Annotated in this window: 27 protein-coding genes, 2 pseudogenes and 2 other annotated features; of the genes and pseudogenes, 16 read left to right on the top strand and 13 right to left on the bottom strand. The window is 40.8% G+C overall.

Translation table 11 applies throughout. The features are described 5' to 3' along the window. Window positions 1–121 precede the first annotated feature (121 nt). A complete protein-coding gene (gene ydeJ, locus BSU_05220; RefSeq protein NP_388403.1) occupies window positions 122–781 on the bottom strand; it encodes a putative lipoprotein in 660 nt (219 codons plus the stop codon). Window positions 782–1,202: 421 nt separating this feature from the next. Then, entirely contained in the window at window positions 1,203–2,066 is an 864-nt protein-coding gene (gene ydeK, locus BSU_05230) for a putative permease (RefSeq protein ID NP_388404.1), read from the bottom strand. A gap of 154 nt (window positions 2,067–2,220) precedes the next feature. Between ydeK and ydeL the strand changes: the two genes are divergently transcribed. Together ydeL and ydeM are read left to right on the top strand one after the other, a co-directional pair. Beyond that, the gene (gene ydeL, locus BSU_05240; protein ID NP_388405.1) at window positions 2,221–3,612 is read left to right on the top strand and encodes a putative PLP-dependent transcriptional regulator; all 1,392 of its coding nucleotides are present in this window, start codon (window positions 2,221–2,223) and stop codon (window positions 3,610–3,612) included. A gap of 193 nt (window positions 3,613–3,805) precedes the next feature. Then, window positions 3,806–4,231: a putative dehydratase gene (gene ydeM / locus BSU_05250; protein NP_388406.1), complete on the top strand. Its 426-nt coding sequence runs from the start codon at window positions 3,806–3,808 to the stop codon at window positions 4,229–4,231. A gap of 52 nt (window positions 4,232–4,283) precedes the next feature. Here the strand turns inward: ydeM and ydeN are convergent, their stop codons facing one another. Beyond that, window positions 4,284–4,856, bottom strand: a complete 573-nt coding sequence (ydeN, locus tag BSU_05260) for a putative alpha/beta hydrolase (protein NP_388407.1) — start codon at window positions 4,854–4,856, stop codon at window positions 4,284–4,286. An 81-nt stretch (window positions 4,857–4,937) separates the two neighbouring features. Continuing rightward, window positions 4,938–5,267: a putative transcriptional regulator gene (gene ydzF, locus BSU_05270; RefSeq protein ID NP_388408.1), complete on the bottom strand. Its 330-nt coding sequence runs from the start codon at window positions 5,265–5,267 to the stop codon at window positions 4,938–4,940. Window positions 5,268–5,521: 254 nt separating this feature from the next. Between ydzF and ydeO the strand changes: the two genes are divergently transcribed. Beyond that, window positions 5,522–6,394: a putative integral inner membrane protein gene (gene ydeO, locus BSU_05280; RefSeq protein NP_388409.1), complete on the top strand. Its 873-nt coding sequence runs from the start codon at window positions 5,522–5,524 to the stop codon at window positions 6,392–6,394. A gap of 149 nt (window positions 6,395–6,543) precedes the next feature. Here the strand turns inward: ydeO and ydeP are convergent, their stop codons facing one another. Then, window positions 6,544–6,930 carry a putative transcriptional regulator gene (gene ydeP, locus BSU_05290; RefSeq protein NP_388410.1) on the bottom strand — a complete coding sequence of 129 codons (387 nt, stop codon included), beginning with the start codon at window positions 6,928–6,930 and terminating at the stop codon, window positions 6,544–6,546. A gap of 110 nt (window positions 6,931–7,040) precedes the next feature. Here ydeP and ydeQ point away from each other — a divergent pair, with 110 nt between their 5' ends. Then, window positions 7,041–7,634, top strand: a complete 594-nt coding sequence (ydeQ, locus tag BSU_05300; protein ID NP_388411.1) for a putative NAD(P)H oxidoreductase involved in regulating potassium efflux — start codon at window positions 7,041–7,043, stop codon at window positions 7,632–7,634. Window positions 7,635–7,777: 143 nt separating this feature from the next. Here the strand turns inward: ydeQ and ydeR are convergent, their stop codons facing one another. Continuing rightward, window positions 7,778–8,965 (bottom strand): putative efflux transporter, encoded by a 1,188-nt coding sequence (gene ydeR, locus BSU_05310; protein ID NP_388412.1) that lies wholly within the window; start codon window positions 8,963–8,965, stop codon window positions 7,778–7,780. Window positions 8,966–9,168: 203 nt separating this feature from the next. On the opposite strand from ydeR, the gene ydeS reads away from it, so the two are divergent. The 7 genes and pseudogenes from ydeS to ydfB all read left to right on the top strand — a co-directional run bounded on the left by ydeS (window position 9,169) and on the right by ydfB (window position 13,311). Next, window positions 9,169–9,765, top strand: a complete 597-nt coding sequence (ydeS, locus tag BSU_05320) for a putative transcriptional regulator (TetR/AcrR family) (protein NP_388413.1) — start codon at window positions 9,169–9,171, stop codon at window positions 9,763–9,765. 113 nt (window positions 9,766–9,878) lie between these two features. Further along, window positions 9,879–10,064: a hypothetical protein gene (gene ydzO / locus BSU_05329; protein ID YP_003097684.1), complete on the top strand. Its 186-nt coding sequence runs from the start codon at window positions 9,879–9,881 to the stop codon at window positions 10,062–10,064. A gap of 308 nt (window positions 10,065–10,372) precedes the next feature. Beyond that, entirely contained in the window at window positions 10,373–10,708 is a 336-nt protein-coding gene (gene aseR, locus BSU_05330; protein NP_388414.1) for a transcriptional regulator (metals sensing ArsR-SmtB repressors family), read from the top strand. A 12-nt stretch (window positions 10,709–10,720) separates the two neighbouring features. Next, window positions 10,721–12,028 carry an arsenite/antimonite/H+ antiporter gene (gene arsF, locus BSU_05340; protein ID NP_388415.1) on the top strand — a complete coding sequence of 436 codons (1,308 nt, stop codon included), beginning with the start codon at window positions 10,721–10,723 and terminating at the stop codon, window positions 12,026–12,028. 31 nt (window positions 12,029–12,059) lie between these two features. Next, window positions 12,060–12,161, top strand: a sequence feature (Evidence 5: Unknown function). Continuing rightward, window positions 12,060–12,161, top strand: a pseudogene (gene ydzSn, locus BSU_05343). Its footprint overlaps the feature before it by 102 nt. 11 nt (window positions 12,162–12,172) lie before the next feature. After that, window positions 12,173–12,286 (top strand) — a sequence feature (Evidence 5: Unknown function). Then, a pseudogene (gene ydzSc / locus BSU_05344) lies at window positions 12,173–12,286 on the top strand. It overlaps the preceding feature by 114 nt. Before the next feature lie 239 nt (window positions 12,287–12,525). After that, a complete protein-coding gene (gene ydfB, locus BSU_05350; RefSeq protein NP_388416.1) occupies window positions 12,526–13,311 on the top strand; it encodes a putative acetyltransferase in 786 nt (261 codons plus the stop codon). Window positions 13,312–13,367: 56 nt separating this feature from the next. Here ydfB and ydfC read toward each other — a convergent pair whose 3' ends face one another. Beyond that, complete coding sequence (gene ydfC, locus BSU_05360; protein ID NP_388417.1) at window positions 13,368–14,288, bottom strand: putative aminoacid exporter; 921 nt, start codon at window positions 14,286–14,288, stop codon at window positions 13,368–13,370. A gap of 132 nt (window positions 14,289–14,420) precedes the next feature. Between ydfC and ydfD the strand changes: the two genes are divergently transcribed. Then, window positions 14,421–15,869 carry a putative PLP-dependent transcriptional regulator gene (ydfD, locus tag BSU_05370; RefSeq protein ID NP_388418.1) on the top strand — a complete coding sequence of 483 codons (1,449 nt, stop codon included), beginning with the start codon at window positions 14,421–14,423 and terminating at the stop codon, window positions 15,867–15,869. Between the two features lie 117 nt (window positions 15,870–15,986). On the opposite strand, the gene ydfE is transcribed toward ydfD, so the two are convergent. Next, entirely contained in the window at window positions 15,987–16,610 is a 624-nt protein-coding gene (gene ydfE / locus BSU_05380; RefSeq protein ID NP_388419.1) for a putative flavoprotein, read from the bottom strand. 89 nt (window positions 16,611–16,699) lie between these two features. Between ydfE and ydfF the strand changes: the two genes are divergently transcribed. After that, window positions 16,700–17,380: a putative transcriptional regulator gene (gene ydfF, locus BSU_05390; protein NP_388420.1), complete on the top strand. Its 681-nt coding sequence runs from the start codon at window positions 16,700–16,702 to the stop codon at window positions 17,378–17,380. Window positions 17,381–17,459: 79 nt separating this feature from the next. Here the strand turns inward: ydfF and ydfG are convergent, their stop codons facing one another. From ydfG to ydzQ, 3 genes are all read right to left on the bottom strand, one after another. Beyond that, window positions 17,460–17,903, bottom strand: a complete 444-nt coding sequence (gene ydfG / locus BSU_05400) for a hypothetical protein (RefSeq protein NP_388421.1) — start codon at window positions 17,901–17,903, stop codon at window positions 17,460–17,462. A gap of 85 nt (window positions 17,904–17,988) precedes the next feature. After that, on the bottom strand, window positions 17,989–18,168 hold the full coding sequence (gene ydzP / locus BSU_05408) for a hypothetical protein (protein ID YP_003097685.1): 180 nt from the start codon (window positions 18,166–18,168) through the stop codon (window positions 17,989–17,991). Next, complete coding sequence (gene ydzQ / locus BSU_05409) at window positions 18,165–18,308, bottom strand: hypothetical protein (RefSeq protein YP_003097686.1); 144 nt, start codon at window positions 18,306–18,308, stop codon at window positions 18,165–18,167. Before ydzQ ends, ydzP begins: the two co-directional genes overlap by 4 nt. Window positions 18,309–18,575: 267 nt before the next feature. On the opposite strand from ydzQ, the gene ydfH reads away from it, so the two are divergent. The 3 genes from ydfH to ydfJ all read left to right on the top strand — a co-directional run bounded on the left by ydfH (window position 18,576) and on the right by ydfJ (window position 22,723). Continuing rightward, the gene (ydfH, locus tag BSU_05410; RefSeq protein ID NP_388422.1) at window positions 18,576–19,799 is read left to right on the top strand and encodes a two-component sensor histidine kinase [YdfI]; all 1,224 of its coding nucleotides are present in this window, start codon (window positions 18,576–18,578) and stop codon (window positions 19,797–19,799) included. Further along, a complete protein-coding gene (gene ydfI, locus BSU_05420; protein NP_388423.1) occupies window positions 19,792–20,433 on the top strand; it encodes a two-component response regulator [YdfH] in 642 nt (213 codons plus the stop codon). Before ydfH ends, ydfI begins: the two co-directional genes overlap by 8 nt. 115 nt (window positions 20,434–20,548) lie before the next feature. Then, window positions 20,549–22,723, top strand: a complete 2,175-nt coding sequence (gene ydfJ, locus BSU_05430; RefSeq protein NP_388424.1) for a putative proton metabolite efflux transporter — start codon at window positions 20,549–20,551, stop codon at window positions 22,721–22,723. Window positions 22,724–23,134: 411 nt separating this feature from the next. On the opposite strand, the gene cesA is transcribed toward ydfJ, so the two are convergent. Beyond that, on the bottom strand, window positions 23,135–24,037 hold the full coding sequence (gene cesA, locus BSU_05440) for a carboxylesterase NP (RefSeq protein NP_388425.1): 903 nt from the start codon (window positions 24,035–24,037) through the stop codon (window positions 23,135–23,137). 201 nt (window positions 24,038–24,238) lie between these two features. Beyond that, entirely contained in the window at window positions 24,239–24,928 is a 690-nt protein-coding gene (ydfK, locus tag BSU_05450) for a putative integral inner membrane protein (RefSeq protein ID NP_388426.1), read from the bottom strand. Window positions 24,929–24,959 lie beyond the last annotated feature (31 nt).

A 24,959-nucleotide genomic window follows, 5' to 3' on the forward strand; every position in this document is an offset into this window, starting at 1 on the left:
CCTAGGAGAACTAATAGAACCGGAAGATTTTTAGCAAGTTACTACACTCCAAACTTTGTTTTTGTATTAATATACCTTATTAACCATTGTTTTTAGTCAGGTGCAGACAAACGAATACTGATTAATGAATCATCATGATATCAATGAGCCGCTTGATTTTTTCATCGTCGCCTGTATCAACGTACACTGTTTTTCTGTTTTTTATGATACTCTCAGTCACTTCCCGCATGACGCCTTTTTCTATATCATCAGCGGAATCCCAGCGTAAAGGCACATTATATACATGAATTGTGCCATCCCCATTGCCATGATAAGTGACTGATCCATCCACTAAACGAGAACCTGCCAACTGGGTCACATTTTCTGGATAGCTGGCACTTGTATCATCATTAGGATTAATTGGCTCGCCAGCCGCAATATGTCGAACATTTAATTCATCTATCTCTTGATTAGGTCCAAGTTGAAGCCAAACTCTGGCATATTCAATTTTTTCCGAAGAGTATGCTGCCAATACATTGTCTTCTTTGCTTTTCTCTTCTGCTGAAGAGGTATCATTTGCAGCTTTTGTTGCGGATTCTTCTGATTCTGTTATTGGCTCCGCTTCATCCTTGCGTATTTTGGTGCTCTCTTCAGGCTCAGTGTGTTTTTCGTCAGTTTGCACAGCAGAAGCTTGATTTGAAGGTTGTTGTGCTTCTCCATCCTTACTGTCCGTACATCCAGCAAGCAAAATCATAAGCAGCAGGGCAGTATTGCAATAACATATCTTTCTGCGTTTCTTCATTTTTTCATTCCTCTCTATTAATTCAGGTCAGCTTCATATATAAGTTTATGTATCTAAATATTACCATGGAATAGATAGGATGATATTGAAAACTGTTTAAGAAGAGGAAACGATCTTGAATAGCATCGCGAAAACCTAAGAATCTTAAGAAGTTTTGCCCCTTTTTCTTCAGGTATTGAATGTAAAGTGGGATATAAATGCAAACAAAAACGAAATGCCTTATCCACCTCGTGTCATGGCAGAAAAAGTGGGGGATTTATTAGAGCGGATTTGATAATGGCGGCAGGTAAATGGGTGTTGACTTATATGTCTAAGCGGGAGACTCAAGTCTGCTCGATCGCATACAAAATACCAAGGGCCAGCAACCCTTGGTATTTTTATACCTTCATGCATTTTTGAAGTTTATGCTTAAAGGTCTGCCTTACTTTGCAAATCGCCGAGCTGCTGCAACGCACATGATAACGGCGATATTCACTGCTACGAGTGCCCAGCCCACTTTCTCGTGCAGAATCACTGAGGCAAGCAGCAGTCCAAAAAAAGGCTGGAGAAGCTGGAGCTGCCCAACCGCTGCAATTCCCCCTTGGGCAAGACCTCGATACCAGAACACGAAGCCAATCAGCATGCTGAATAAGGATACATATGCAAGACTGAGCAGTGCGGGAACGCCGATCGCCGACCATGAGTCCGGCGTAAAAAAGAACGACAATGGCAGCATAAGAGGAAGCGACAGAACGAGTGCCCATGAGATCACCTGCCAATTCCCCAGACGCCGTGAAAGTTTGGCCCCTTCTGCATAACCAAGACCGCATACGACAATAGAAGCCAGCATGTACGCGTCGCCAAGCGGGGATGAACCTCCCCCCTGAATGAGGGCGAAACCTGCTACTAACAAGCTGCCGGCAGCTGAGAAAATCCAGAAGACGGGGCGAGGGCGTTCACCCCCGCGCAGTACGCCGAAGACTGCCGTTGCGAGTGGAAGAAGTCCAATGAAGACAATGGCGTGTGCGGATGTGACATGCTGAAGCGCTAAAGCTGTCAGCAACGGGAAACCAATCACTACGCCGAACGCTACCACTAACAATGAAATGAGATCTCTTTTGGCAGGATGCTGCTGCCGGAAGATGAGAAGGAGACCTCCCGCCAGTACACCAGCTATCGCAGCACGGCAAACTGTGAGAAATAACGGATCGAAGTCTGACACAGCCAAACGGGTCGCAGGCAGCGAGCCGCTGAAAATGAGTACGCCTATAAAACCATTTATCCAGCCATTTGTTGTTTTGTTCATTATAATCACTCCACATATCTTTCTTGTTCATTGTCTGTATTTTCTTAACAAAACCAGCAGCTAAGGATTACAATGACTATAAACTGGAATTGGCCTTTTATAAACAGCCAGTTTTCATAAAAAAATGCATACCAGTTAGGAGAACAACGCGCAAATGGATATCACGCCTTTTTTGAATAGAACTCTGGATATTCCGCTTTATCAGCAGCTTTATCGGTATTTTAAAGAAAATATGCATCGGGGCCGTATTCAAAAAGGAATGAAGCTTCCTTCAAAAAGACTCCTGGCGAATCAGCTTTCCATCAGCCAAACGACTGTAGAACGTGCCTATGAACAGCTCGCTGCTGAAGGTTATATTGTGAGCAAGCCAAGAAGCGGGTGGTTTGCTGATTATCATGATTCTGATTTTGCTTATGATAGAATGCCAAGCACAACACCCATTCAACAAGAAGCAGAAGAAAATAAACAATGGATTGATTTTCATTATGGGAATGTAGATTCTTCTTACTTCCCTTTTTCCGCATGGCGAAAAAGCATGGTCAATAGCTTAGACCAATATGGACACGAGCTTTATCGGCCGGGACATGTTTTAGGAGAGTTTGAGCTGAGAACACTCATTGCAGAGTACCTGTATCAATCTCGGGGGGTTCATTGCGGCCCTGAACAAGTGATTATAGGTGCCGGGAACCCTATTCTGCTGCAAATCTTGTGCCAAGTTTTTGAGCCGAATATTTCTATAGGGTATGAGGATCCTGGTTATCCAAGAGCACGCAAGATTTTTGAAGCCAACCGCATGAATATTGTTCCTATACCAGTCGATGATGAGGGAATCTGTATACAGAAGATCAAAGAACAGCAGCCAAACCTTGTATATGTCACACCTTCCCATCAATTTACGCTGGGAACCATAATGACAATAAACAGAAGAATTCAGCTGCTCAAATGGGCGGCCGAAAATCAATCCTTTATCATAGAGGATGATTATGACGGGGAATTTAGGTACACAGGACAGCCGGTTCCTTCTCTGCAAGGGCTTGATCAGCATAACCGTGTCATTTATATGGGCACTTTTTCTAAGTCTCTTTTGCCCTCGCTGCGTATCAGCTATATGATTCTTCCTTCGCCTCTTTTAAAAAAGGGTCATGAAATCACGTCCTTATATAAGCAGACAGTGTCCTGCCACAGTCAGCTAACCCTAGCTGAATTTATAAAAAATGGAGAGTGGCAAAAACACATCAACAGAATGAGAAAACTTTACCGCAAAAAAAGAGCCATTGTATTAGAGGCAGTGCAAAGGGAATTAGGAGAGCATGTCAGAATCCGCGGAGAAAACTCTGGGCTTCGTATCTTACTTGACGTTTATTTGCCATTTGGTGAAAAAGAGTTAATTGAGAAGGCGAAAAAACATGGAGTAAAAATTTATCCTGTTTCTCTTTCTTATCAACATCATCCTCCTACAAAAACGGTCTCGCTCGGGTTTGCAGGGGTTTCTGAATCCGACATAAGAGAAGGCATAAAAAAACTGAAGGCTGCCTGGAAGATATGAGGGAGCTTTCAGTTTAGCAAAACGGCCAAGTGACGACTAAGTGTTGAGAGCTGTTCAATATTTTTTAAGTATATGATGAGTGCCTGCAGTCCAGGCCACGATACGTCTGTTTAGCGAAAAACAGAATTTTTTATTTGCTCCTCACAGTGCTAAAATAAACAAAATAGACAATTGAAAAAATAGAGGTGTAAGAATGAAGTTAGATGAGTTTACAATTGGCCAGGTCTTCAAAACGAAATCATTAAAAGTATCAAAAGATGATATTATGCGGTTTGCGGGTGAATTTGACCCTCAGTATATGCATGTAGATGAAGAAAAAGCGAGTAAAGGCAGATTTAATGGAATTATCGCTTCCGGCATACAAACACTGGCCATATCTTTTAAACTTTGGATTGAAGAAGGTTTCTATGGAGACGATATTATAGCCGGAACAGAGATGAATCATATGACATTCATAAAACCCGTATATCCGGATGATGAATTGTTTACAATTGTTGAGGTTCTTGATAAGCAGCCAAAGAGAAATGAATTGGGAATACTCACAGTATTGCTATCTACTTATAATCAAAAAGAAGTAAAAGTGTTTGAAGGTGAGTTATCTGTATTGATCAAACGATAACTCAGAAAGCCCGCTTTTCGCGGGCTCGATTGAAGCAGATGGGTGAAAGATGTTAGCGGGTTTCCTTTGAAAAATAAGAGGTTAAAACATCATAAACAATAGGCAAAGAAGTAAATCCCTCATCTTCTAGAAAATGACCTCCGTGCTGAACTTCATATAACGCAGCATCAATTTGTTGTGCCAGATCCTTGCTGAATGAAAAAGGCACAATTTGGTCGTCCTTAGAAGCAATGACAGCACGGTGCTTCGCGGACTCGATGATTTTTTGATGATCAAACGATCCCTGTGTAAATTCATCTAACATCTGTAAAGTGGGCAATGATTTGGCAAAGCCGGAAACAAGTATGATTCCGCCAAGCTGTTTTCGTAATTGAAGATGTTCCAAAAATCTCAAAATGGCGGGGCAACCTAAGCTGTGCGCAACCAAATACGTATTTTCATGTAAAGTGTGCTGATATAAAGAGAGTGTATCCAGCCAATCCTCAAGTCTTGGCTGGAGCGGATTAGGCATGTTTAAAATGTCTGCTTGGACCCCATCTGCGAGCAGACGTTTTTTCAGCCAAGGGAACCAATGATTTGTTGAGGAGGCTCTGTAGCCATGAATGATATAGACTTGTTTTGTCATTATTTCCTCCTAAGAAATATTTTCATTCAGTATAAAATTCCTCTCATTGGGAAACAAGTACGCACTTTTTTGTAAGTAGCTTTACATATGAGGCCCTCCTTGTGCCATTCCCCACTTACACATCTCATCTATGAGGGGATACAAAGATCGCCCTCTGTCAGATAACGAATACTCTACTTTCAGTGGGGTGTGAGAAACCTCAGACCGATGAATAAGGCCGTCAGTTTGCAATTCCTTAAGCTGTGCGCTTAACATTTTATGGGTGATGAAGGGCATAGCCCTTTTCAGCTCGCCGTATCTCATCGTTTTTTCACACCCTAACTCATAGAGAATTCTCATTTTCCATTTGCCCCCTATAAGAGATAAGGTGTATTCAAATGGGGCTTGTTTACTGCGGCACAGGCTATTCATTGTAATCAAACCTCCTTTTTTAAGTATCATATCAGAATAAATTAGGATTTTCGGTGTTGAAGTTTGAGGGCGATTCACGATCTGAAGTGAAAGGGGCCGCTTGCTCAACAGGCGGCACGGTACATGAATGTTCTAAGTCAAAGAGGGTTACCTTACTGTTAGTTACTTTATTTAAAAAAACGCATGTTTTTAGCTGAAAATATCTATTATGGTATATTTAAATATAAAGAAATATTTGAGAAATGAGGAATGGTATGAATACACCCAAAAAACATAAGAAATTTAAAGCGAAAATGATTCTCCAAATCATCATGGTTATCATTGGAGGAATCATAGCGGCATATGGACTAGAAACAGTGCTCATTCCAAACAGTGTATCTGATGGAGGGGTGACGGGTCTTAGCATCGTTGGTTCACAGCTATTCAACTTGCCGCTGGGGATTTTGATTGCTGTGATCAACATTCCATTTGTCTGGTTAGGATATAAGCAAATTGGGAAAAGCTTTGCATTATTATCAATTATCGGAATCGTATCGCTTGCCGCGGGGACAAGCTTTTTCCACCACACACCCGCTATCATAGAAGGAGATACCCTGTTAATTACCGTTGTCGGCGGGATTATCCTTGGATTCGGAATGGGGCTGGCGCTGCGTAATGGCGGCGCATTAGATGGAATTGACATGCTTGCTGTGCTGCTATCCCGAAAACTGCCATTCGGAACGAGCGATCTCATTCTATTCTTAAACCTATTTGTGTTTATTTTTGTTTCCACAGTATTTGGCTTACAAGGGGCATTGCTTTCAGTCATTGCTTACTACATTGCATCCAAAGTGATTCATGTTGTGGAGGAAGGCTTAAGCGGCTCTAAAACCTTTCAAATTATTACAACCCAACCTGAATTAATGGTAGAGACAATACGTGATCAATTAGGCCGAAGCGCCACATATAAAGAAGCTTACGGGGGTTTTTCCCACGAGAAATTTAAAGAAATCACATGTGTCATCAACCGTTTAGAAGAAACCAAACTAAAGGAAATTATTAATGATATTGATAAAACTGCCTTTGTTACCGTGTATGATGTAGCTGAAGTGAAGGGCAGCAATTTTAGAAATCTTAATCATCACTAAAAAATAGAATGACCTTTTTAACCGTAACTGACATGCCGCGGGTAATTTAATCAAAAACACTTTTTTGAGGCTTGTGGGTGAATAACCGGTGAAGGTCTGAATCACAGAAATACCAAGGGCGTCAAAACCCTTGGTATTTTTTCTGGTTATTAGATTTTATCTTCAGCTTTACGTGCTGCTTCGAGCTTATCAATCCTGTCTTTATATTTTTCTCCCCAGTCCTTCATGTGCAGGATAACAGGTTCTAATGTTCTTCCAAACTCAGTTAAAGAGTATTCGACTTTTGGAGGGACCTGTTTATAAACCTCGCGGTGAATCACGCCATCCCGTTCCAATTCTCTTAATTGTAGCGTGAGCATACGCTGGGTAATTTTTGGGTATAGTTTTCGAAACTCATTAAACCTCTTTTTACCGTCAATGAGATGATAAAGAAGAATGCCTTTCCACTTACCTCCGATGATATCTAATGTTGTCTCCACCGGACATCCTTCAAAGTCATCAGAAGAATAATCAATGCCGAGTTTACGATTTCTCAAGCTGTTCACTCCTAATAGTATACTTTTTGATACTATATACATTCAATGTGCGTACTTTTTATATTTTAATATACATCATATAATGATGTCACATCTAAGGAATGAAAGGAATGGATCATATGAAAACACTCGTACTCGTTGTACATCCGAATATAGAATCCTCTCGTATCAATAAAAAGTGGAAAGAAGCCGTTTTAAGTGAACCAGATGTAACTGTCCATGATCTTTATGAAAAATATCGCGATCAACCAATTGATGTGGAATTTGAACAACAGCAGCTCCTGGCCCATGACCGTATCGTTTTTCAGTTTCCATTATACTGGTACAGCAGCCCACCGCTTTTAAAACAGTGGTTTGATGAAGTGTTTACGTTTGGCTGGGCTCATGGTCCCGGCGGAAATAAATTGAAGGGGAAAGAGTGGGTAACTGCCATGTCCATCGGTTCACCTGAACACTCTTATCAAGCCGGCGGATATAACTTGTTTTCGATAAGCGAGCTGACAAAACCGTTCCAAGCATCTGCCCATTTAGTAGGCATGACCTATCTGCCTTCCTTTGCCGAATATCGCGCCAATACAATCAGTGACCAAGAAATTGCCGAAAGTGCGAATCGGTATGTAAAGCATATTACAAATATAGAATTAAACCCGAAGGTTCGCCTGCAAAGGTATTTGAAACAGCTGGAGAGTGTCGATTTAACATAAAGATTGATTTTTGAAAATCCTGTACTCACCAAGCAGGATTTTTTCTTGTTCAGCAGAGGGATTTTAACATATAGCAAAAAAAGAAGAAGCCACCAAAAATAAGCTATTTGCTTGGTCCTGACTGCTTATTTTTGGTGAAATACTTATTTCTCTGTGATGAAATAAAGCAAAGCGATGACCGGAAAAGCGATTCCAATCCATAATGCTGTACTCCATCCGCCTGAGGCATATGCCCATCCTCCAATTGATGACCCTATCGCACCGCCTAGAAAGAAGATCGCCATGAATAATCCGTTTAATCGACTGCGAATTTCAGGCGCCAACGAAAAAATAGCACGTTGACTGAGCACAAGGTTTGCAGATACACCCATATCTAACAGAATAGCAGCGGCCACTAGAACTGTTATACCGACGGGGGAGCTGCTCTGAATCATGAGCGGCAGTAATAAAGAGACAACGACAACACCGAGAGCGATTCCAGTGGCAAGCCTGGTTAAGCCTCGATCAGCCAGGCGGCCGCCTATTGGTGCAGTGACTGCACCCGCAATGCCCACCAATGCGTAGAGTGCTATTGCCTTCTGAGAAAAATGAAAATCAGGACCGGACAATAATAAAGGAACAGTTGTCCAGAACAAGCTGAAAGCTCCAAATACAAACGCATGATAGATGGCACGGCGGCGTAAGACTGGAGTCGTGCGCAGCAGCTTCCACATTGAACCGAGTAAGGCAGTATAGTTTGTATTTGCTGTTGGTTTTCTGGCAGGAAGCACTTTTGATAATACGATGGCCAGGATAACACTTACCACGGCGGACAAAGCGAATATTGCATTCCACCCCCAGATATCAGCGACTAGACTAGATATCGGACGGGAAAGCATAATACCGAGTAATAAGCCGCTCATGACATTGCCAACAACCCGGCCGCGTGCAGCGTCTGATGCAAGGTATGATGCAAATGGAACAAGCACTTGGGCTGCGATTGATCCCAATCCGACGAAAAACGCAGCTGCTAAAAACAGTGTTCCATGCTTCACAAATGCTGTTAGTGTCAAAGCCGCTGCGCTTAGAAGGAGCGATACAACAATAAGTTTTTTGTTTTCGATAATATCTCCTAAAGGGACAAGGAATAGTAAGCCGGCAACGTATCCGATTTGGGTGAGTGTGACAATCAATCCAGCACCGCTTGGAGAAAGTCCAATTGCCTTACTAATTAATCCGACCAAGGGTTGTGCATAGTAAAGATTAGCAACAATGATACCGCATGCAGTTGCGAGAAGAAGGGTTAAACTGGGTGAAATCCTCTGACCTGCTTGTTTGTTTCCATTAGCCATATGAATGAACTCCTTTTTAAGTGGTTTTTTGAGTGTAATCATGACTTCTCACAAGTGATTTTATAAACTGAACGTTCAGTTTCGTCGATTAATAAAAATAATATACTAAACGTTCAGTTTTGTAAATGGATTTCTGTTTTCTTTTTTTATTCAATTTAAGTATACTGAACGTATAGTTTATATTGCGGGAAGGAATGATTTATGTGCAGAGTAAACGAGGGCGGCCGCGTGATGAAGGAACGCATAAGGCGATTCTCTCTGCAGCCTATGACCTATTGCTGGAAAAAGGCTTCGATGCGGTGACAGTCGATAAAATTGCCGAGCGTGCGAAAGTGAGTAAAGCAACGATTTATAAATGGTGGTCTAACAAGGCTGCCGTTATCATGGACAGCTTTCTTTCGACCGCGACGGACAGGCTGCCTGTGCCTGATACAGGGTCGTCAGTACAAGATATAGTAACCCACGCCACGAATTTAGCTAGGTTTTTGACAAGCCGGGAAGGAACCGTTATTAAGGAATTAATAGGTGCAGGGCAGTTGGATGAAAAATTGGCAGAAGAATATCGCACGCGATTTTTCCAGCCTCGCCGCCTCCAAGCGAAAGGCCTTCTAGAAAAGGGAATTCAGAAAGGTGAATTGAGAGAGAATCTTGATATTGAAGTAAGCATAGATCTCATTTACGGACCAATTTTCTATCGTCTGCTTATAACAGGGGATGAGGTGAATGATTCCTATGTGCGTGATTTGGTGATGAATGCGTTTAAGGGAGTTCAAGCTACCTCTGCTACAGAGAGTATGTAGCTGATAAGAACTGCAAAAGCTGCGGATTATATGACAAATTGGTTCCATCGTACAGTGAAATATAAGATTTTTGTTGCTGAGCGGAATCATCGAGGGAAAAGTTCTCTTATCGGATGTCGAAAAAGAAGTCATTCAATCGTGAATACATAACATCATATTATTACATTCCTTTTCATCGATTGGAACAAGGGTTCTATACTTCAATGGAATACCGCAAAGTTGGAGTATTTAAACAACAGGGGAAAATCGATGGCCATTATGTAGGTGTCATGGCAATGGAAAAAATACTTGCAATGTAAACAGGCCTCTAAAGAGACCTGTTTTTTAATATCCAGATGATTGTCTAGTTTCAGCTTGGGCTCTATGACCACTCCCATAACTGAAATAGTCTAATATTTATACCAGAAGGGATTGTTTATATAAATAAAAGTTTATATAATGACGGGGGCGCTAAGGAAACGCGGGGAGCGACTCAGGTTTTCGTTTCAAAGTTTTGATCCTTAAGATATACGGAGCGCTACATATGGAAACGTAAAGGGGAATGTATAATCATTTGGCGTGTATATAACGATTTGCTTATATATTGATTTGGGAAGGAGGAGCTCATATGACGATTGATGTTGCGGCGATGACTCGTTGTTTGAAAACACTTAGTGATCAAACTAGGCTTATCATGATGAGATTATTTCTTGAACAAGAATATTGTGTCTGTCAATTGGTTGATATGTTCGAAATGAGCCAGCCCGCCATAAGCCAGCATTTGCGGAAATTAAAAAACGCAGGTTTTGTGAATGAGGACAGAAGAGGCCAATGGCGTTATTATTCAATAAATGGTTCCTGTCCTGAGTTTGATACATTGCAATTGATCTTACATCAAATTGATCAAGAGGATGAATTGTTAAACCATATCAAACAAAAGAAAACTCAAGCGTGTTGCCAGTAAGGAGGCATTAGATTGACATCAATGATTTTGGCAGTATTCATCTTTTTATTAACTCTAGTATTGGTCATATGGCAGCCGAAAAATTTATCTATAGGGTGGTCAGCCTGTGGAGGCGCAGTTTTAGCTCTAATAGCAGGTGTTGTCAATTTTCATGATGTGTTAACTGTGACAGGGATTGTTTGGAATGCGACCTTGGCTTTTGTGGCCATCATACTGATATCGTTAATTCTTGATAATATCGGTTTCTTTGAATGGGCAGCGCTTCATATGGCTAAGGCTGCAAAAGGATACGGTGTGCGGATGTTCGTTTATGTATCTCTATTAGGAGCTATCGTCGCCGCGTTATTTGCAAATGACGGTGCAGCTCTTATATTGACACCAATCGTATTAGCGATGGTCAGAGCATTACATTTTAATGAAAAATTAGTTTTTCCTTTTATCATTGCCAGCGGATTTATTGCGGATACCACTTCGCTTCCTTTTGTAGTAAGCAATTTGGTCAACATTGTTTCAGCGGACTATTTTCATATTACGTTTATTGATTATGCATCCAGAATGGTTGTCCCGTACCTGTTTTCGCTGCTGGCGAGCATCATTGTACTTTACCTTTTCTTTAGAAAAAGCATACCAAAACGCTATGATCTGACTGAGGTTAAAAAACCTGTTGAAGCAATTAAAGATCAAAACATGTTCAGACTGTCATGGTATATCTTAGGGCTGCTGTTAATTGGATATTTTGCAAGTGAATTTTTTTCTATCCCTGTATCAGTGGTAGCGGGCAGCATTGCAATCATTTTCTTAATCGCTGCGCAAAAGAGTCCGGCCGTCCATACAAAGAAAGTGGTGAAAGAGGCGCCATGGGCTATCGTATTCTTTTCAATTGGCATGTACGTTGTTGTGTATGGTGTCCGAAATGCCGGATTAACGGATGTCCTTTCAGATGTGATTCAAGCCGCAGCTGATCAAGGATTGTTTGCTGGGACAATTGGAATGGGCTTTATTGCGGCGATTCTTTCTTCCATTATGAATAACTTGCCGACTGTTATGATTGACGCATTGGCCATTGCCGGTACAGATACACATGGGATGATGAGAGAAGCGCTTATTTATGCAAATGTGATCGGTTCAGATTTAGGGCCTAAAATAACACCGATTGGTTCCTTAGCGACATTATTATGGCTTCATGTTCTTTCGCACAAAGGTATGAAGATTTCCTGGGGCACGTATTTTAAAACAGGAATTATCCTCACGATACCCACTTTATTGATCACACTTGTCGGCCTGTATATTTGGCTGCTGATAATCCATTCTTGTTTCTAAAAGGACAAGGTCACTATATCAAGGAAAACAATGCACTGGTAACTCTTGCCGCAGCCAAATGGCTGAAGGGTGGGGGAGAAAATACCTTGGGGCTAAGTGGAATGTGTACAGCGCAGGAATCGAAGCTCAAGGATGACATCGAGTGCTGTCAAAGCAATGAAAGAAGCAGGGATTGATATTTCAAATCAAACATCGGAGAAATTTGATGATCCGGCAAAAGCACACGGAACAGAAGAAGTGTTTCCAAAGGGTCCGTGATGAAATTGGTGACCGTTTAAAACAGTTTGCTGTAACTGGGGAATAAAGAATCGATATATTCAGCGTTTTCTTGGGTTATATAATACAATGTGTTGTTCAACAGGTGTCTGCGAGCTGAGTGCAGACACCTGTTTTTGTTTTTATTTGTCTGAGATTCGTAACAGGGAAGTTATTTAGCTGGTGACAGAGGAAAATTGATTTGTGAACAGAATCATGAAGGAGACGGTGTTTTAAAGGAGTTGTCTGTTTTGCAGGAATTAACAAAAAAAAAATACAGTAGCTTAAAAACAATGTTTGATGACAAATATTGTCCCACATTTGTCTATTCAATATTAGACCAAACCATTCCGGGAGCTGTTTATGCAGATGATCAAACCTTTCCTAAATCGTTTTTTATAGGAACTGAATCAGGCATTTATTTTATTGCGGGAGACCAAGGGAATCGGGATTTTCATGATTTCATTGCAGGATATTATGAAGAACAAGTGAAATCATCAAAACGATTTACCTTGTTTTCTTCCAGTGATACATGGGATAGCGTACTGAAACCCATACTGAAAGATGACTTAAACCAAATGAGAAGAGCTGCATTTTCTTATCAACCAAAATCTTTCAAAAAGACTTTGCAACTGCCAAAGGGGCTTGTATTGAAAAGAATTGACGAAGACATCATTTCACATAGCACAGCGTTTAACAGCGCGTATTATGAGGAGTATTGGAATTCTGTCTCACAGTTTGCTTCAAAAGGTTTTGGATTTGCCGTATTACATGGCAATCACGTAGTAAGTGAGTGTACCTCTATATTTTTAGGGCATAATCGAGCGGAAATGGATATCTATACACTTGAAGAATATAGAGGACTGGGGTTAGCTTATTGCGTAGCAAATAGGTTTATAGCGTTTTGTATGGAAAATGGGATTGTTCCTAGCTGGGATTGTGATATTTGCAACAATTCGTCCATTGCATTAGCAGCTAAACTAGGGTTTAAGACGGTAACGGAATACACTATTTACTACTCTGGCTAACCTTAATGAAAGAACCTTAAAAGGAGATACCAACCGATGTTGGTATCTTTTTTGTTTTAGAGTTTTTTTACCCTTTTAGCAGAAAAATGGGTGATGAAAATCTTATTCATTTTATTTACTTTTAGGTAGGTAAAACATACCCCGCCAACTGTAACCACTCCGCCTAGCAGAGAGAGCAGTGTGGGTATCTCGCCGATCCAGAGCCAAGATATGATCAAGGCTAAAGCCGGTGTAACATAAAGTGAAAGGGTTGCTTCTGAAGCACCGACGAATGAAGTGACATATGCTAGTGCGAAGTAAGGAATAACCGTCGGCAATAATCCTAAGTAAACGATAGACAAAGTTGCGCTTATTGAAGCGTTCATCATCTCTTCGCCTAAGCCTGGCAGAAACACAAGCATAGGTATTGTTCCGCCCCAAATGGTGAATGTAACGAATGGAATAAAACCATATTTTTTTATATAGCGGGCTTGAAAAACGAAATAAATACTCTCCGAAAATGCTGCCAGCAGGATGACCAAGATACCGCTCATTGAATATGTAAAGTCTCCCGCCCCAAATGCAATCAATAATACACCCAATAAACTGATCATAGAGCCAAGCCATTTCGTAAATCCAAAATGCTCTTTATAAAACAGGCGGGATAGCATGGCTGAGAAGATCGGTGCCGTAGTAACGAGTAAGCTTGCAACTCCGGCACTAACTGTTTTTTCACCGATGTTCAGCAAAATGTGATAGAATGCAAATCCTAAAAACCCTAAAAGAAAAATGGCAGGAATGTCTTTCAAGTCGGGTAGGCGCATCTGAGTCAAAACAGCAAAAAGCAATAATGCCATAGAGCCGATTAACAAACGAAATAAAGCAAGGTGTTCTGGCGTGTACCCTTCAAGTCCTGCGCGAATTCCCGGAAAAGCAGATGCCCATAAACCAATCATGAGACTATGAGATATCATTATTTGAACTGTTTTCTTTCGCATTCCTCTCACTCCTCTTTACAAAAACCAACCAGTTATTTAATGTGTTTCTATACTAATAAAGATTTGATGATATGGCTTCAACCAGTTCAATAGATTTTGACCCAACCAATTTATTTTAAGGAGACCGATTCTATGAGCTTTCCAGAAGAAAAAAAGATGAAAAAGCTCCCTAAGTACAGACAAATCGTTCATTTTATTAAAGAGAAAATAGGAAATGGAGAGTGGCCGATTGGAAGCAAGATTCCAAGCCAGCGCACGCTTGCAAAAGATTTTCAGGTAAATCGGAGCACAGTGATTACAGCGTTAGAGGAATTGATGGCCGATGGGCTAATAGAAGGCACAATGGGGAAAGGCACAGTTGTTATCAACAACACATGGACACTGATGGCTAAGAATTCTGCTCCCGATTGGGATCAATATGTCACCTCTGGCATTCAGATGCCAAGCCGAAAAATCGTTCAAGAGATAAATCAATCAGAATCAAATACAGACCTTATACAGCTCAGTAAAGGTGAACTTTCAGCTGAGATTTTTCCTTTGGCTGTTATGAAAGAGATGATGGGGAAGGTATCTCAACACATGGAGGCATTCGGATATGAAGAACCAAAAGGTTACTTACCTTTGAGGGAGGCATTAAGCAACTATTTAAAAACCATTGGAATCAACGTCTCATCTTCTTCCATTCTGATTGTCTCAGGAGCGTTGCAAGCCTTGCAGCTGATATCAATGGGGCTGTTACAAAGAGGATCAACCGTTTATCTTGATCAGCCCTCCTACCTTTATTCATTACACGTATTTCAATCAGCTGGTATGAAGCTGACTGGACTTCCTATGGATAATGAAGGACTTTTGCCTGAAAATGTTCATTTAACAAGAGGAGAGCGGGGAAGGGCTATCTTATATACAAATCCATGTTTTCACAATCCGACTGGTATTCTTATGTCTAAAAAGCGACGGGAAGAAATCCTAGCAGTAAGTGAGAATACACAGCTTCCTATTATTGAAGATGACATTTATCGTGAGTTATGGATCGATGAAATTCCGCCATATCCTATTAAAACAATTGATAAAAATGGACACGTACTGTACATAGGAAGTTTATCGAAAACATTAAGCCCAGGTTTGAGGATTGGATGGATCGTCGGACCGGAACCGGTGATTGAACGTTTATCTGACATTAAAATGCAAACAGATTACGGATCCAGTTCGCTATCCCAGAGAGTAGCGGCAGAGTGGTTTACTTCCGGCCACTACCAGCAGCATGTAGAAAAGGTTAGGCAGCAATTAAAGGTGAGAAGAGAATTGGCCTTGAGTGCTTTAGAAACTCATTTGAAAGAAGTGGCGACATGGAATATCCCAAAAGGAGGGTTTTTTGTCTGGATAAAAATATTGCCTTCCATATCAATGAAATTACTTTATACTAAAGCCTTATCAAAAGGGATTCTGATCAATCTCGGCAGTATCTATGCTCAGGAAAAAGGGAATTATATTCGCTTATCATATGCTTATGCATCTCTTGAAGACCTTCAAAAGGGGATTTATGAGTTGGGTTTAATGATTAAAGAATTGGCAAGCAGGTAACTTTTATATCCTTAAATGGATGTTTCACTAAAAAAGAGATCAAGCCTAATGATCGCTTGATCTGATAATAACAAGGGTTACTAGAATAGACCAAATCATGGTTCGGTCTTAAAATAATCATGTCTCTGAACGAAAAGTCTTTCCGACTTCTCTTCCTAAACCAAAGTAGTGTCTGAAATTATAGATAAGCGGGCTCCATTTGGAAGGGTTGATATGGTTTTCGTCCAGAATGATACTTTCCTCGGCATGAAAATGTAGTGCCTGCGTCTCTACAATTGCGAATGACGATTCATATTCTGGAAGCCGAATGTGTTTCACTTCGGCTTCGATTTGGATAGGGCATTCTTTAATTCGTGTTGGTGATACTGTTTTTGATTGTAAAGGCGTTAACCCTGCTGCCTCGTATTTTTCTTTTTTATATGTAAATCCGATCTGCTTCTTTAAAGGCGGTATACTCTTTTTTCCGCTATAAGATGAAATTCTTTCAACGTTTTCCCATAAATCCGGGCCAGGCAAGTTTATGACACACTCTTTGTGTCTTTCCAAATTGTCGATGGCTTTTCCTCCCAGTCCTACTCCAAGGATTATATAATGTCCAAGAGCCCAAGAAGAAGACATAGGACTAATATTAGTGGTTCCATCCTCATTCAATGTGGTTAGAAGAAATGTCGAGGTACCATAATACATGATCTTGGGTTTGATTTCCTTAAATCGACGAGTGTCTTGTTTTTTGATGTCCAACGTTTTTTCCTCCTTGTCACGCTTACATTTATATTGTAAAGGATTAACATTTCAACTATCATCGAAATATGAATGTAAGGAGGAAAATCATGAATCCTAATATTGCAAAAATCTCTTCGTTGCTATCAGATCCCTCGCGTTCTTCCATTCTTCTCAGTCTGATGGATGGAAGGATACACCCTGCGGGAGAGCTTGCATATCTCGCTAACATTAAACCTCAAACTGCAAGTTTTCACCTGAATAAATTGCTTGAAGCAAAGCTGATTAGCGTAGAGAAGCATGGGAGACATCGGTATTACAGATTGGCTGACTCAGATGCTGCAAATGTGATCGAACAATTGCTTCATATTGCGCCTAAAGCAAAAGTCAAATCTTTAAAAGAGTCAAAAGAGAAAAAGGACTTGCATTTCGCCCGGACCTGTTATGATCATTTGGCAGGTTATGTGGGCGTGCAAATGGCACATTCACTAGTTGAGCAGGGGATGTTAAAAAAAGTTGATTTAAACTTTGAGGTGACTTCAGAGGGTGCTTTATTCTTTTCGAAGTTAGGCATCAATGAAGAGCAACAACGGAATAAGAGGAGAGCCTTTGCCCGCTGCTGTTTGGATTGGAGTGAACGGCAGCATCATATTGCAGGAGCATTAGGAAACGCCCTATTGGTGCGCATGTTAGAAGAAGAATGGATCGTTCGTATGCCTAAAACGAGAGCGATTAGGATTACACAAAGCGGGAAAATCGCGTTTGAAAAGCACCTAAACGTGAAGATTTAGGATTTTGAAGCGGAAACATCAGATGATGAGGCACGATATCTAGGAGGAGTAAGATTTGTTCTAATCTTACTCCTTCTTCTTATTTTGAAGCAGCTCGATTCCCCATTGCAATAGAGATGCGGTTCCAACTGTTTATTTGATTAATGATCAGAACAAGGTCAACATATTGTTCCTCATCATAATGTTCCCGCACCCGATGATATAGCTCATCAGGAACCCTTTTAGATGGAATGAGCGTGATGTGTTCAGATAGTTCGAGAGCCGCTTTCTCTTCAGGTGAGTAAAAATCACATTCATTCCAAGCATGTAAACAGTAAATTCGCTGTTCAGTTTCTCCCATTTTGCGGGCATCGGACGTATGCATATCTATGCAGAAGGCACAGCCGTTCATTTGAGAGACTCTGATTTTGATTAGTTCTCTCGTCGTTCGGTTAATTGAGGATTGTTTCGTGTATTTCTCCATATCCATCATGATTTTCATACCTTCAGGTGCAATCTCATAGTAGGACACTCTTTGACTCATAAAGCAAGACTCCTTTCCATAGAATACCTAGATTGTATCCCGGTATTGATCATTTTACCAATGTGCGGTTTGAATGACAGCTGTTTCAGCGTCTTTTGGAAAGAAGCTTCTTTGAATAAAAATAAGGGTAGCCAGCAATGATGAGTGGAGCTGCTAATGCAAGCAGTATCCATGAGCCTGATTGGCTGTCTCTAGTGACTCTAATGAATATATAAGTACCGATCAGAAAATATAATAAAGCACCTAGAAACCAATACATGTTCATTCCTCTTTTTCCTTGCTTTTTGGTTGCGCATTTTTGTCTGTCATATGGCTTAATCGATCAGGGTTCTGATTTTTTAATACCTTTTCGGTCCGGATTCCTTTTCTCTTTAATGATAAAATTGTGAGATCAATCGATTTCAATGATGATCATTCCTTCAATGAATAGTAAGTTCCTTATGATTTTAAAGGTAAATTTGAAAAGATAAAACGTACATAGAGGCAGAACGTTCATGTACGTTTGGGCAATGATCACTTGTTGGAAACTCTAATGTTTCCCTGCACCTGATATTGTTGTGTTCCTTCTCTTCCTATAAAATGATTGGATACATGTATGTTTGCACGTTGAAATATGGGTTCGATTTTCATGAATCTCTATTCGGTGAAACAGGTAAAGGAAGTGGATAAGGTTTGCTTATAAGGAATCCTTTTAAAGATAAATATTACTCACATGATAGGCGGGCATTAAACATGCTTGCACTCAGAGTGCCGGGCCTGGCTTTTATTCTCATGATCTATATAGCCTCTATCGTGCTGCAATTTGTTTCTGGGGGCTGGTCCATTTTATTGCTTTATGCGTTTACCATATTAATCGCCATTTTTGCTTTGCTTCATTGGCACTCATATCGCTGGGTTAAGAAAAGAGTGATTCTGTATTTCGCGGTACAAGGTTTGATCACCTTTGCACTTGCTAATCTCATGACTGGCTTCTTTATACTTGTGATTATCGGCCTTTATGCATTTTTAATTGGACAAATTATAGGAATGGCAGACAGAAGAAGGACTTTTCTCATTCTTTATCTATTGCTGCTGCTGGTCATAAATTCGGCGTATCACCTTCATAAAGGTGAAGTTTTGCATTTTATTGTTATTGCTGCGCCGATCATGATTGTCATCATCACTTATGCCGCAACATTTTTTGCCCAAGTCGATGAAAAAATAAAAGCTCAATTGACTCTTGAAAGGCTGGAGCTGGCTCATCAGCAGGTAGAACAGCTGACGCTGCAGAACGAAAGACAGCGGATGGCCCGAGACTTACACGATACGCTTGCTCAAGGTCTTGTCAGTTTAAATATGCAGCTGGATGCGATTCATGTTCATCTCGCCAAAGGCAACACAGAGAGAGCGAAGGAAATCATACAACAATCGATGAAAAGAGTGAAAAGCACAATAGCTGATGCACGTTCAGCTATTGACGATCTCCGCAGCAAATCAGAAGAAATCGGTGTTTTAAAAGAAAGAATTACCTCGCTAATGGATCATTTTATAGAGTCGACAGGCATGGCTTGTTTATTAGATTACAGATTGCATCAGGTGCTGGATGTGCGTACAGCTGAAAACTGTTATTACATCATTGGAGAATGCATGACGAATGCGGCAAAGCATGCTGAGGCGAAAACAATCTGGATATCCATTTGGGATGATGAAAAGGGAAGGCTCCATTTAACAGTTAAGGATAACGGCAAGGGATTTGATGTTGAAAAAGGAAAGAAAAAGAGAGGACATTATGGGCTTCTTGGCATACAAGAACGCGTCAGGGCAATAAATGGCCAATTCAATATCAAGAGTACAAAATTGAAAGGAACACAAATTGAGATCACTGTACCAATTCAGGGAGAGATGCAAGATGAATAAGGTTTTAATCGTTGATGACCATCTTGTCGTGAGGGAAGGTCTGAAGCTTTTAATTGAAACGAATGATCAATACACCATTATAGGAGAGGCGGAAAATGGAAAAGTAGCAGTCCGTCTTGCAGATGAATTAGAACCGGATATCATTCTGATGGATTTGTATATGCCGGAGATGAGCGGGTTAGAGGCCATTAAACAAATAAAAGAAAAACACGATACCCCCATCATTATTTTGACTACATATAATGAAGATCACTTAATGATCGAAGGGATTGAATTAGGAGCGAAAGGATATCTGTTAAAAGATACGAGTTCAGAAACCCTTTTTCACACAATGGATGCAGCCATCAGAGGAAATGTGCTATTGCAGCCTGATATCCTTAAACGTCTGCAAGAAATCCAATTTGAGCGGATGAAAAAGCAGCGCAATGAGACGCAGCTGACAGAAAAGGAAGTCATTGTTCTAAAAGCAATTGCTAAAGGTCTTAAAAGCAAAGCGATTGCCTTTGATTTGGGCGTCTCTGAGCGAACAGTAAAGTCCAGATTAACGTCCATTTACAATAAATTAGGCGCGAATTCAAGAACTGAGGCAGTAACGATTGCCATGCAAAAAGGTATTCTGACAATAGACAACTAAACTGCATATTTGAAAATTGCCCAAACGTACATGCCCGAATGTACGTTTTTTTCATTTCATTGTCAACTACAATGAGAAAGAATGTGATCAAGCAATGTGTTGAAAGGAGATTATCATGTCAAAAATGTTATATACATTAGGAGGATGGGTTGCTCGCAATCGCATAAAAGCAATATGTGCGTGGATCGTTGTGTTAGTTGCTGCGATAGGCCTTGCAGTGACCTTGAAACCAAGTTTTTCTGAGGATATGTCCATACCTGACACACCTTCGGAAAAAGCGATGGATGTGATTCAAAAAGAATTTCCTCATGGTCCTGATAAAGGGAGCATACGGGTTATTTTCGGTGCTGGTGATGGGGAGAAACTTACTGGGAAGCCAGCAAAAAAAGCAATAGAAGATACGTTCAAAGAAATCAGTAAAGATGATTCTGTTGACTCGATTGCAAGTCCTTTTGTGACAGGGACAATCGCGAAAGATGGCACAGTTGCCTATGCTGATATCCAGTATAAATCATCAGCAGATGATATAAAGGATTACTCTATCAAACACTTAAAAGACAGTTTGAAAATGGCTGATGATGAAGGATTGCAAACTGAGCTAAGCGGAGATGTACCGGGAGCGGAGATGGAGATAGGCGGTGTCTCTGAAATTGTCGGCATTATCTTGGCTTTTGTCGTTTTAGCCATTACATTCGGTTCTTTATTAATAGCAGGTTTGCCGATTTTAACTGCACTGATTGGTTTAGGTGTAAGTATTGGACTGGTTTTGATTGGGACACAAGTATTTGATATTGCTTCTGTCAGTCTTTCATTAGCCGGAATGATTGGCCTTGCTGTTGGTATTGATTATGCTTTATTTATTTTTACGAAACACCGCCAGTTTTTAGGCGAAGGCATACAAAAGAATGAATCAATTGCGAGAGCCGTGGGAACAGCGGGAAGTGCAGTGGTTTTTGCCGGACTTACTGTTATCGTTGCACTTTGCGGATTAACTGTCGTTAACATTCCTTTTATGTCTGCGATGGGGCTGACAGCAGGGCTTAGTGTACTGATGGCTGTTTTGGCTTCCATCACACTTGTGCCTGCGGTCTTATCGATTGCAGGGAAGCGGATGATTCCGAAATCAAACAAGAAAATAGAAAAACAAAGCACTGAAACAAATGTCTGGGGACGCTTTGTCACCAAAAATCCTATCATGCTAAGTGTATGCAGCATTCTGATTTTGATCGTCATTAGTATCCCATCTATGCATTTGGAACTGGGCTTGCCTGATGCTGGGATGAAAGCTAAGGATAATCCGGATCGCCGGGCATATGACTTGCTTGCCGAAGGCTTTGGAGAAGGATTTAATGGCCAATTAACAATCGTAGCGGATGCCACAAATGCTACAGAAAATAAGGCGGAGGCTTTCGCAGATGCAGTGAAAGAAATAAAGGGCTTAGACCATGTAGCAAGTGTCACTCCTGCAATGCCTAATAAAGAAGGGAACTTTGCCATCATTACGGTCGTTCCTGAAACAGGTCCAAATGATGTCACAACGAAAGATTTGGTACATGATGTACGCAGTTTATCAGATAAAAACGGAGTAGATTTGCTTGTTACTGGATCAACTGCAGTGAATATTGACATTTCAGATCGCCTGAATGATGCGATACCGGTGTTTGCTGTACTTATTGTTGGCTTTGCGTTTGTATTGCTGACCATCGTTTTCCGTTCGCTGCTTGTGCCGCTTGTTGCTGTTGCAGGTTTCATGTTGACGATGACAGCCACTCTTGGAATCTGTGTATTTGTCTTGCAAGACGGGAATCTCATCGACTTTTTCAAAATACCTGAAAAAGGGCCGATACTCGCGTTCCTGCCGATTTTATCGATTGGGATTCTGTTCGGGTTAGCCATGGATTATCAAGTATTCCTTGTCAGCAGAATGCGTGAAGAATATGTAAAAACAAACAATCCAGTACAAGCCATTCAGGCTGGATTAAAACACAGTGGTCCTGTTGTTACAGCAGCCGGCTTGATCATGATCTTCGTTTTTGCAGGATTTATCTTTGCAGGCGAAGCTTCTATTAAAGCCAATGGGCTGGCTCTTTCCTTTGGTGTACTCTTTGATGCCTTTATTGTAAGAATGACACTGATTCCAAGTGTCATGAAGCTGATGGGGAATGCAGCCTGGTATTTGCCGAAATGGTTAGACAAGATTATTCCGAATGTGGATATAGAAGGGCATCAACTGACAAAGGAAATACAGCCGGAAATAGATCATGAACAAAAGAAACAAATCAGTGTGTAATAGAAAAAGCAGATCTTTTATGATCTGCTCTTTTGCTTATGGTAGTATTTAGAAGATGAAGTCGGCAGTTAAAAGGAGACGCTTATGGCGCCATCACTCATTTTCGATATGGATGGAACTTTGTTTCATATTGGCAGAAGCTGCATCATACTAGCAGGCATCCCAGGAGAAGTGACATGATTTTTTGACTTTGCATTCACTACTTGATGCCAAGGATCTTGAGAATCCTTCTTGAAAATAAAGGATTTTACAACTGATCATATAAGAAACCTAAAGAAACAAGCACACAAAACCAGCTGCGGGTTTTGTCCAAGAAAAATAGAGTCCATAAGAGGGACTCTATTTTTTGAAGTGCCCGGCTAGAAGCATATTGCAGGACTTTATGAATGCAAATCACTATCTTATAAGCCCTTACCGTGAAATGCCTGTTTCTGCATTGAAAAAACGCATTACACGTTCATTTACGTAAGTGGGTTGTTCCATCGATAAAACATGTCCGGCATTTTTAATGACTTCCGCCTCAATATCTGGAACGAATGAAGAGGCTCGGTGCAGGGCTGAGTGGGGATCATAGATGACTTCATGTTCACCAAGTAATAATAGGATAGGAACTCTTGCTGAACGTAATTCCTCATCGGTAAAAACATACGGAAATCCGTCGGCATTAGGATTTGGATTTCTTGATCCATCCTGCCACATTACCCCTGCCTTAAACTGCTTCACAAAAATCGGGTGCAGCACATTCTGATCATTCATCATCCAATTTAAGAATGTTTCAACTCCATTTGACGCTGTAAGGCCAAGAGCGTATTTGTAGAAATCGTGATGAAATGGCAAAAACGTTTCTGCCGGACTCAGTATAGCTGCGCTTTTTACTCTCTCAGGCATACGTAAAAGGAAATTCATCGTATGGAGACCGCCAAGCGAAAGTCCGATCATGTGGGACTTTTCGATCCCCAGATTGTCAAACACATCAAGAAGCCAATTGGCGTAATCCGTTCTTGTACCGCTTACATTCTCAGGAATACTCTTGTTTTTATCACCTATGATATCAACTGCATAAGTTCTGTATTTACTGCTCCAATCGGCGATGTTGGGATACCACATCGTCGAGCTGAATAATGCTCCGTGGAGTAATACAAGCGGCGGGGCATCCTCTGGGCCGCTTGCAATCACATGTGTTTGACCAAAACGAGTAGATATATAGAATGATTTACAACGGACCGGCCAAAGACTAAGGCTTTCATTATAAGTTTGATAATAGCGGATACCGTTGTCACTTAATTCGGGAATACTAGATGAATGGTTTGACATACAAATGCCCCTCCCAATTTTGTTTAAATGAATGTGCCGTTTCGTGATGGGGAATCTGATTTTGATATAACAGACTTTATTTACAATATAATACAGTTGTTATTAGACGTCAAATCCAAGATGAAAAGGAAAAAAACGATTGAAACAGATTATTGAAAATCAATATAACAGAATATTAACCTCCTTTGTGGAGCCGCTTCATTAAAACCGCAATCCAAATGCATGAATCACAAAAATCACAACAGGAGGGATCAGGAGGGAAGGCAGCAGATTCAGTGTTTTGAACTTCTTGATTCCAAGAATGCTTAGACCTGAACTGAGGATGAGTATGCCTCCCACAATTGTGATTTCATTAATAAGGTCTGTATTGATTGCGCTCTCCATTACTTGTGCAAATAAATAGATGGAGCCCTGCCAGGAAAATAATACAAGTGCGGCAGCCGCTATTCCAAAACCAAAAGTTGAAGCGAGCACAATGGAGGTGATCCCATCTAACATCCCGTTTGTCAGAAGGTATGTATAATCTCCATGCAAAGCGGCTTCAACAGGGCCTAATATTGACAGCGAACCTATACAAAATAATAAGACCGCAGTTGATAAGCCCTCTGCTAAATTGCTTTTAGAAAATTTGTTCACCAGCTTGTTGAATCGTAATTCTAAATTGATGATCTGGCCTAGCAAACCTCCAATGGCTAAACTCACGATGAATAGAATGGGGTATTTACTATCAGGCAAATGCTGTGTAATGGCGTTGATCCCCAGTGCGACCGCAGCGAATCCCATTGCCTGCATCAAAATATCCTGGTATTCATCTTTAATGCCTTTTTTGAATATCCCCCCGATTATGCTTCCTGCAATGATCATCACTGTGTTAAAAATCGTTCCAAACATAAGCTTTCTCCTCCAAAAATCATTCCTGCAT

This window comes from Bacillus subtilis subsp. subtilis str. 168 (assembly GCF_000009045.1).
In the GTDB taxonomy this organism is placed as follows: domain Bacteria; phylum Bacillota; class Bacilli; order Bacillales; family Bacillaceae; genus Bacillus; species Bacillus subtilis.

Bases quoted from the DNA above. Each gene is read 5' to 3' on its own strand.
- cesA (NP_388425.1), bottom strand. From the start codon at position 24,037: ATGTCAAACCATTCATCTAGTATTCCCGAATTAAGTGACAACGGTATC.
- ydzF (NP_388408.1), bottom strand. From the start codon at position 5,267: ATGAATAGCCTGTGCCGCAGTAAACAAGCCCCATTTGAATACACCTTA.
- aseR (NP_388414.1), top strand. From the start codon at position 10,373: ATGACGATTGATGTTGCGGCGATGACTCGTTGTTTGAAAACACTTAGT.
- ydeQ (NP_388411.1), top strand. From the start codon at position 7,041: ATGGATCATATGAAAACACTCGTACTCGTTGTACATCCGAATATAGAA.
- ydeN (NP_388407.1), bottom strand. From the start codon at position 4,856: ATGACAAAACAAGTCTATATCATTCATGGCTACAGAGCCTCCTCAACA.
- ydfF (NP_388420.1), top strand. From the start codon at position 16,700: ATGAATCCTAATATTGCAAAAATCTCTTCGTTGCTATCAGATCCCTCG.
- ydfI (NP_388423.1), top strand. From the start codon at position 19,792: ATGAATAAGGTTTTAATCGTTGATGACCATCTTGTCGTGAGGGAAGGT.
- ydeO (NP_388409.1), top strand. From the start codon at position 5,522: ATGAATACACCCAAAAAACATAAGAAATTTAAAGCGAAAATGATTCTC.
- ydfG (NP_388421.1), bottom strand. From the start codon at position 17,903: ATGAGTCAAAGAGTGTCCTACTATGAGATTGCACCTGAAGGTATGAAA.
- ydzP (YP_003097685.1), bottom strand. From the start codon at position 18,168: ATGAACATGTATTGGTTTCTAGGTGCTTTATTATATTTTCTGATCGGT.
- ydeJ (NP_388403.1), bottom strand. From the start codon at position 781: ATGAAGAAACGCAGAAAGATATGTTATTGCAATACTGCCCTGCTGCTT.
- ydfD (NP_388418.1), top strand. From the start codon at position 14,421: ATGAGCTTTCCAGAAGAAAAAAAGATGAAAAAGCTCCCTAAGTACAGA.
- ydzO (YP_003097684.1), top strand. From the start codon at position 9,879: ATGTCGAAAAAGAAGTCATTCAATCGTGAATACATAACATCATATTAT.
- ydeR (NP_388412.1), bottom strand. From the start codon at position 8,965: ATGGCTAATGGAAACAAACAAGCAGGTCAGAGGATTTCACCCAGTTTA.
- ydeM (NP_388406.1), top strand. From the start codon at position 3,806: ATGAAGTTAGATGAGTTTACAATTGGCCAGGTCTTCAAAACGAAATCA.
- ydeK (NP_388404.1), bottom strand. From the start codon at position 2,066: ATGAACAAAACAACAAATGGCTGGATAAATGGTTTTATAGGCGTACTC.
- ydfJ (NP_388424.1), top strand. From the start codon at position 20,549: ATGTCAAAAATGTTATATACATTAGGAGGATGGGTTGCTCGCAATCGC.
- ydeL (NP_388405.1), top strand. From the start codon at position 2,221: ATGGATATCACGCCTTTTTTGAATAGAACTCTGGATATTCCGCTTTAT.
- ydfK (NP_388426.1), bottom strand. From the start codon at position 24,928: ATGTTTGGAACGATTTTTAACACAGTGATGATCATTGCAGGAAGCATA.
- ydfC (NP_388417.1), bottom strand. From the start codon at position 14,288: ATGCGAAAGAAAACAGTTCAAATAATGATATCTCATAGTCTCATGATT.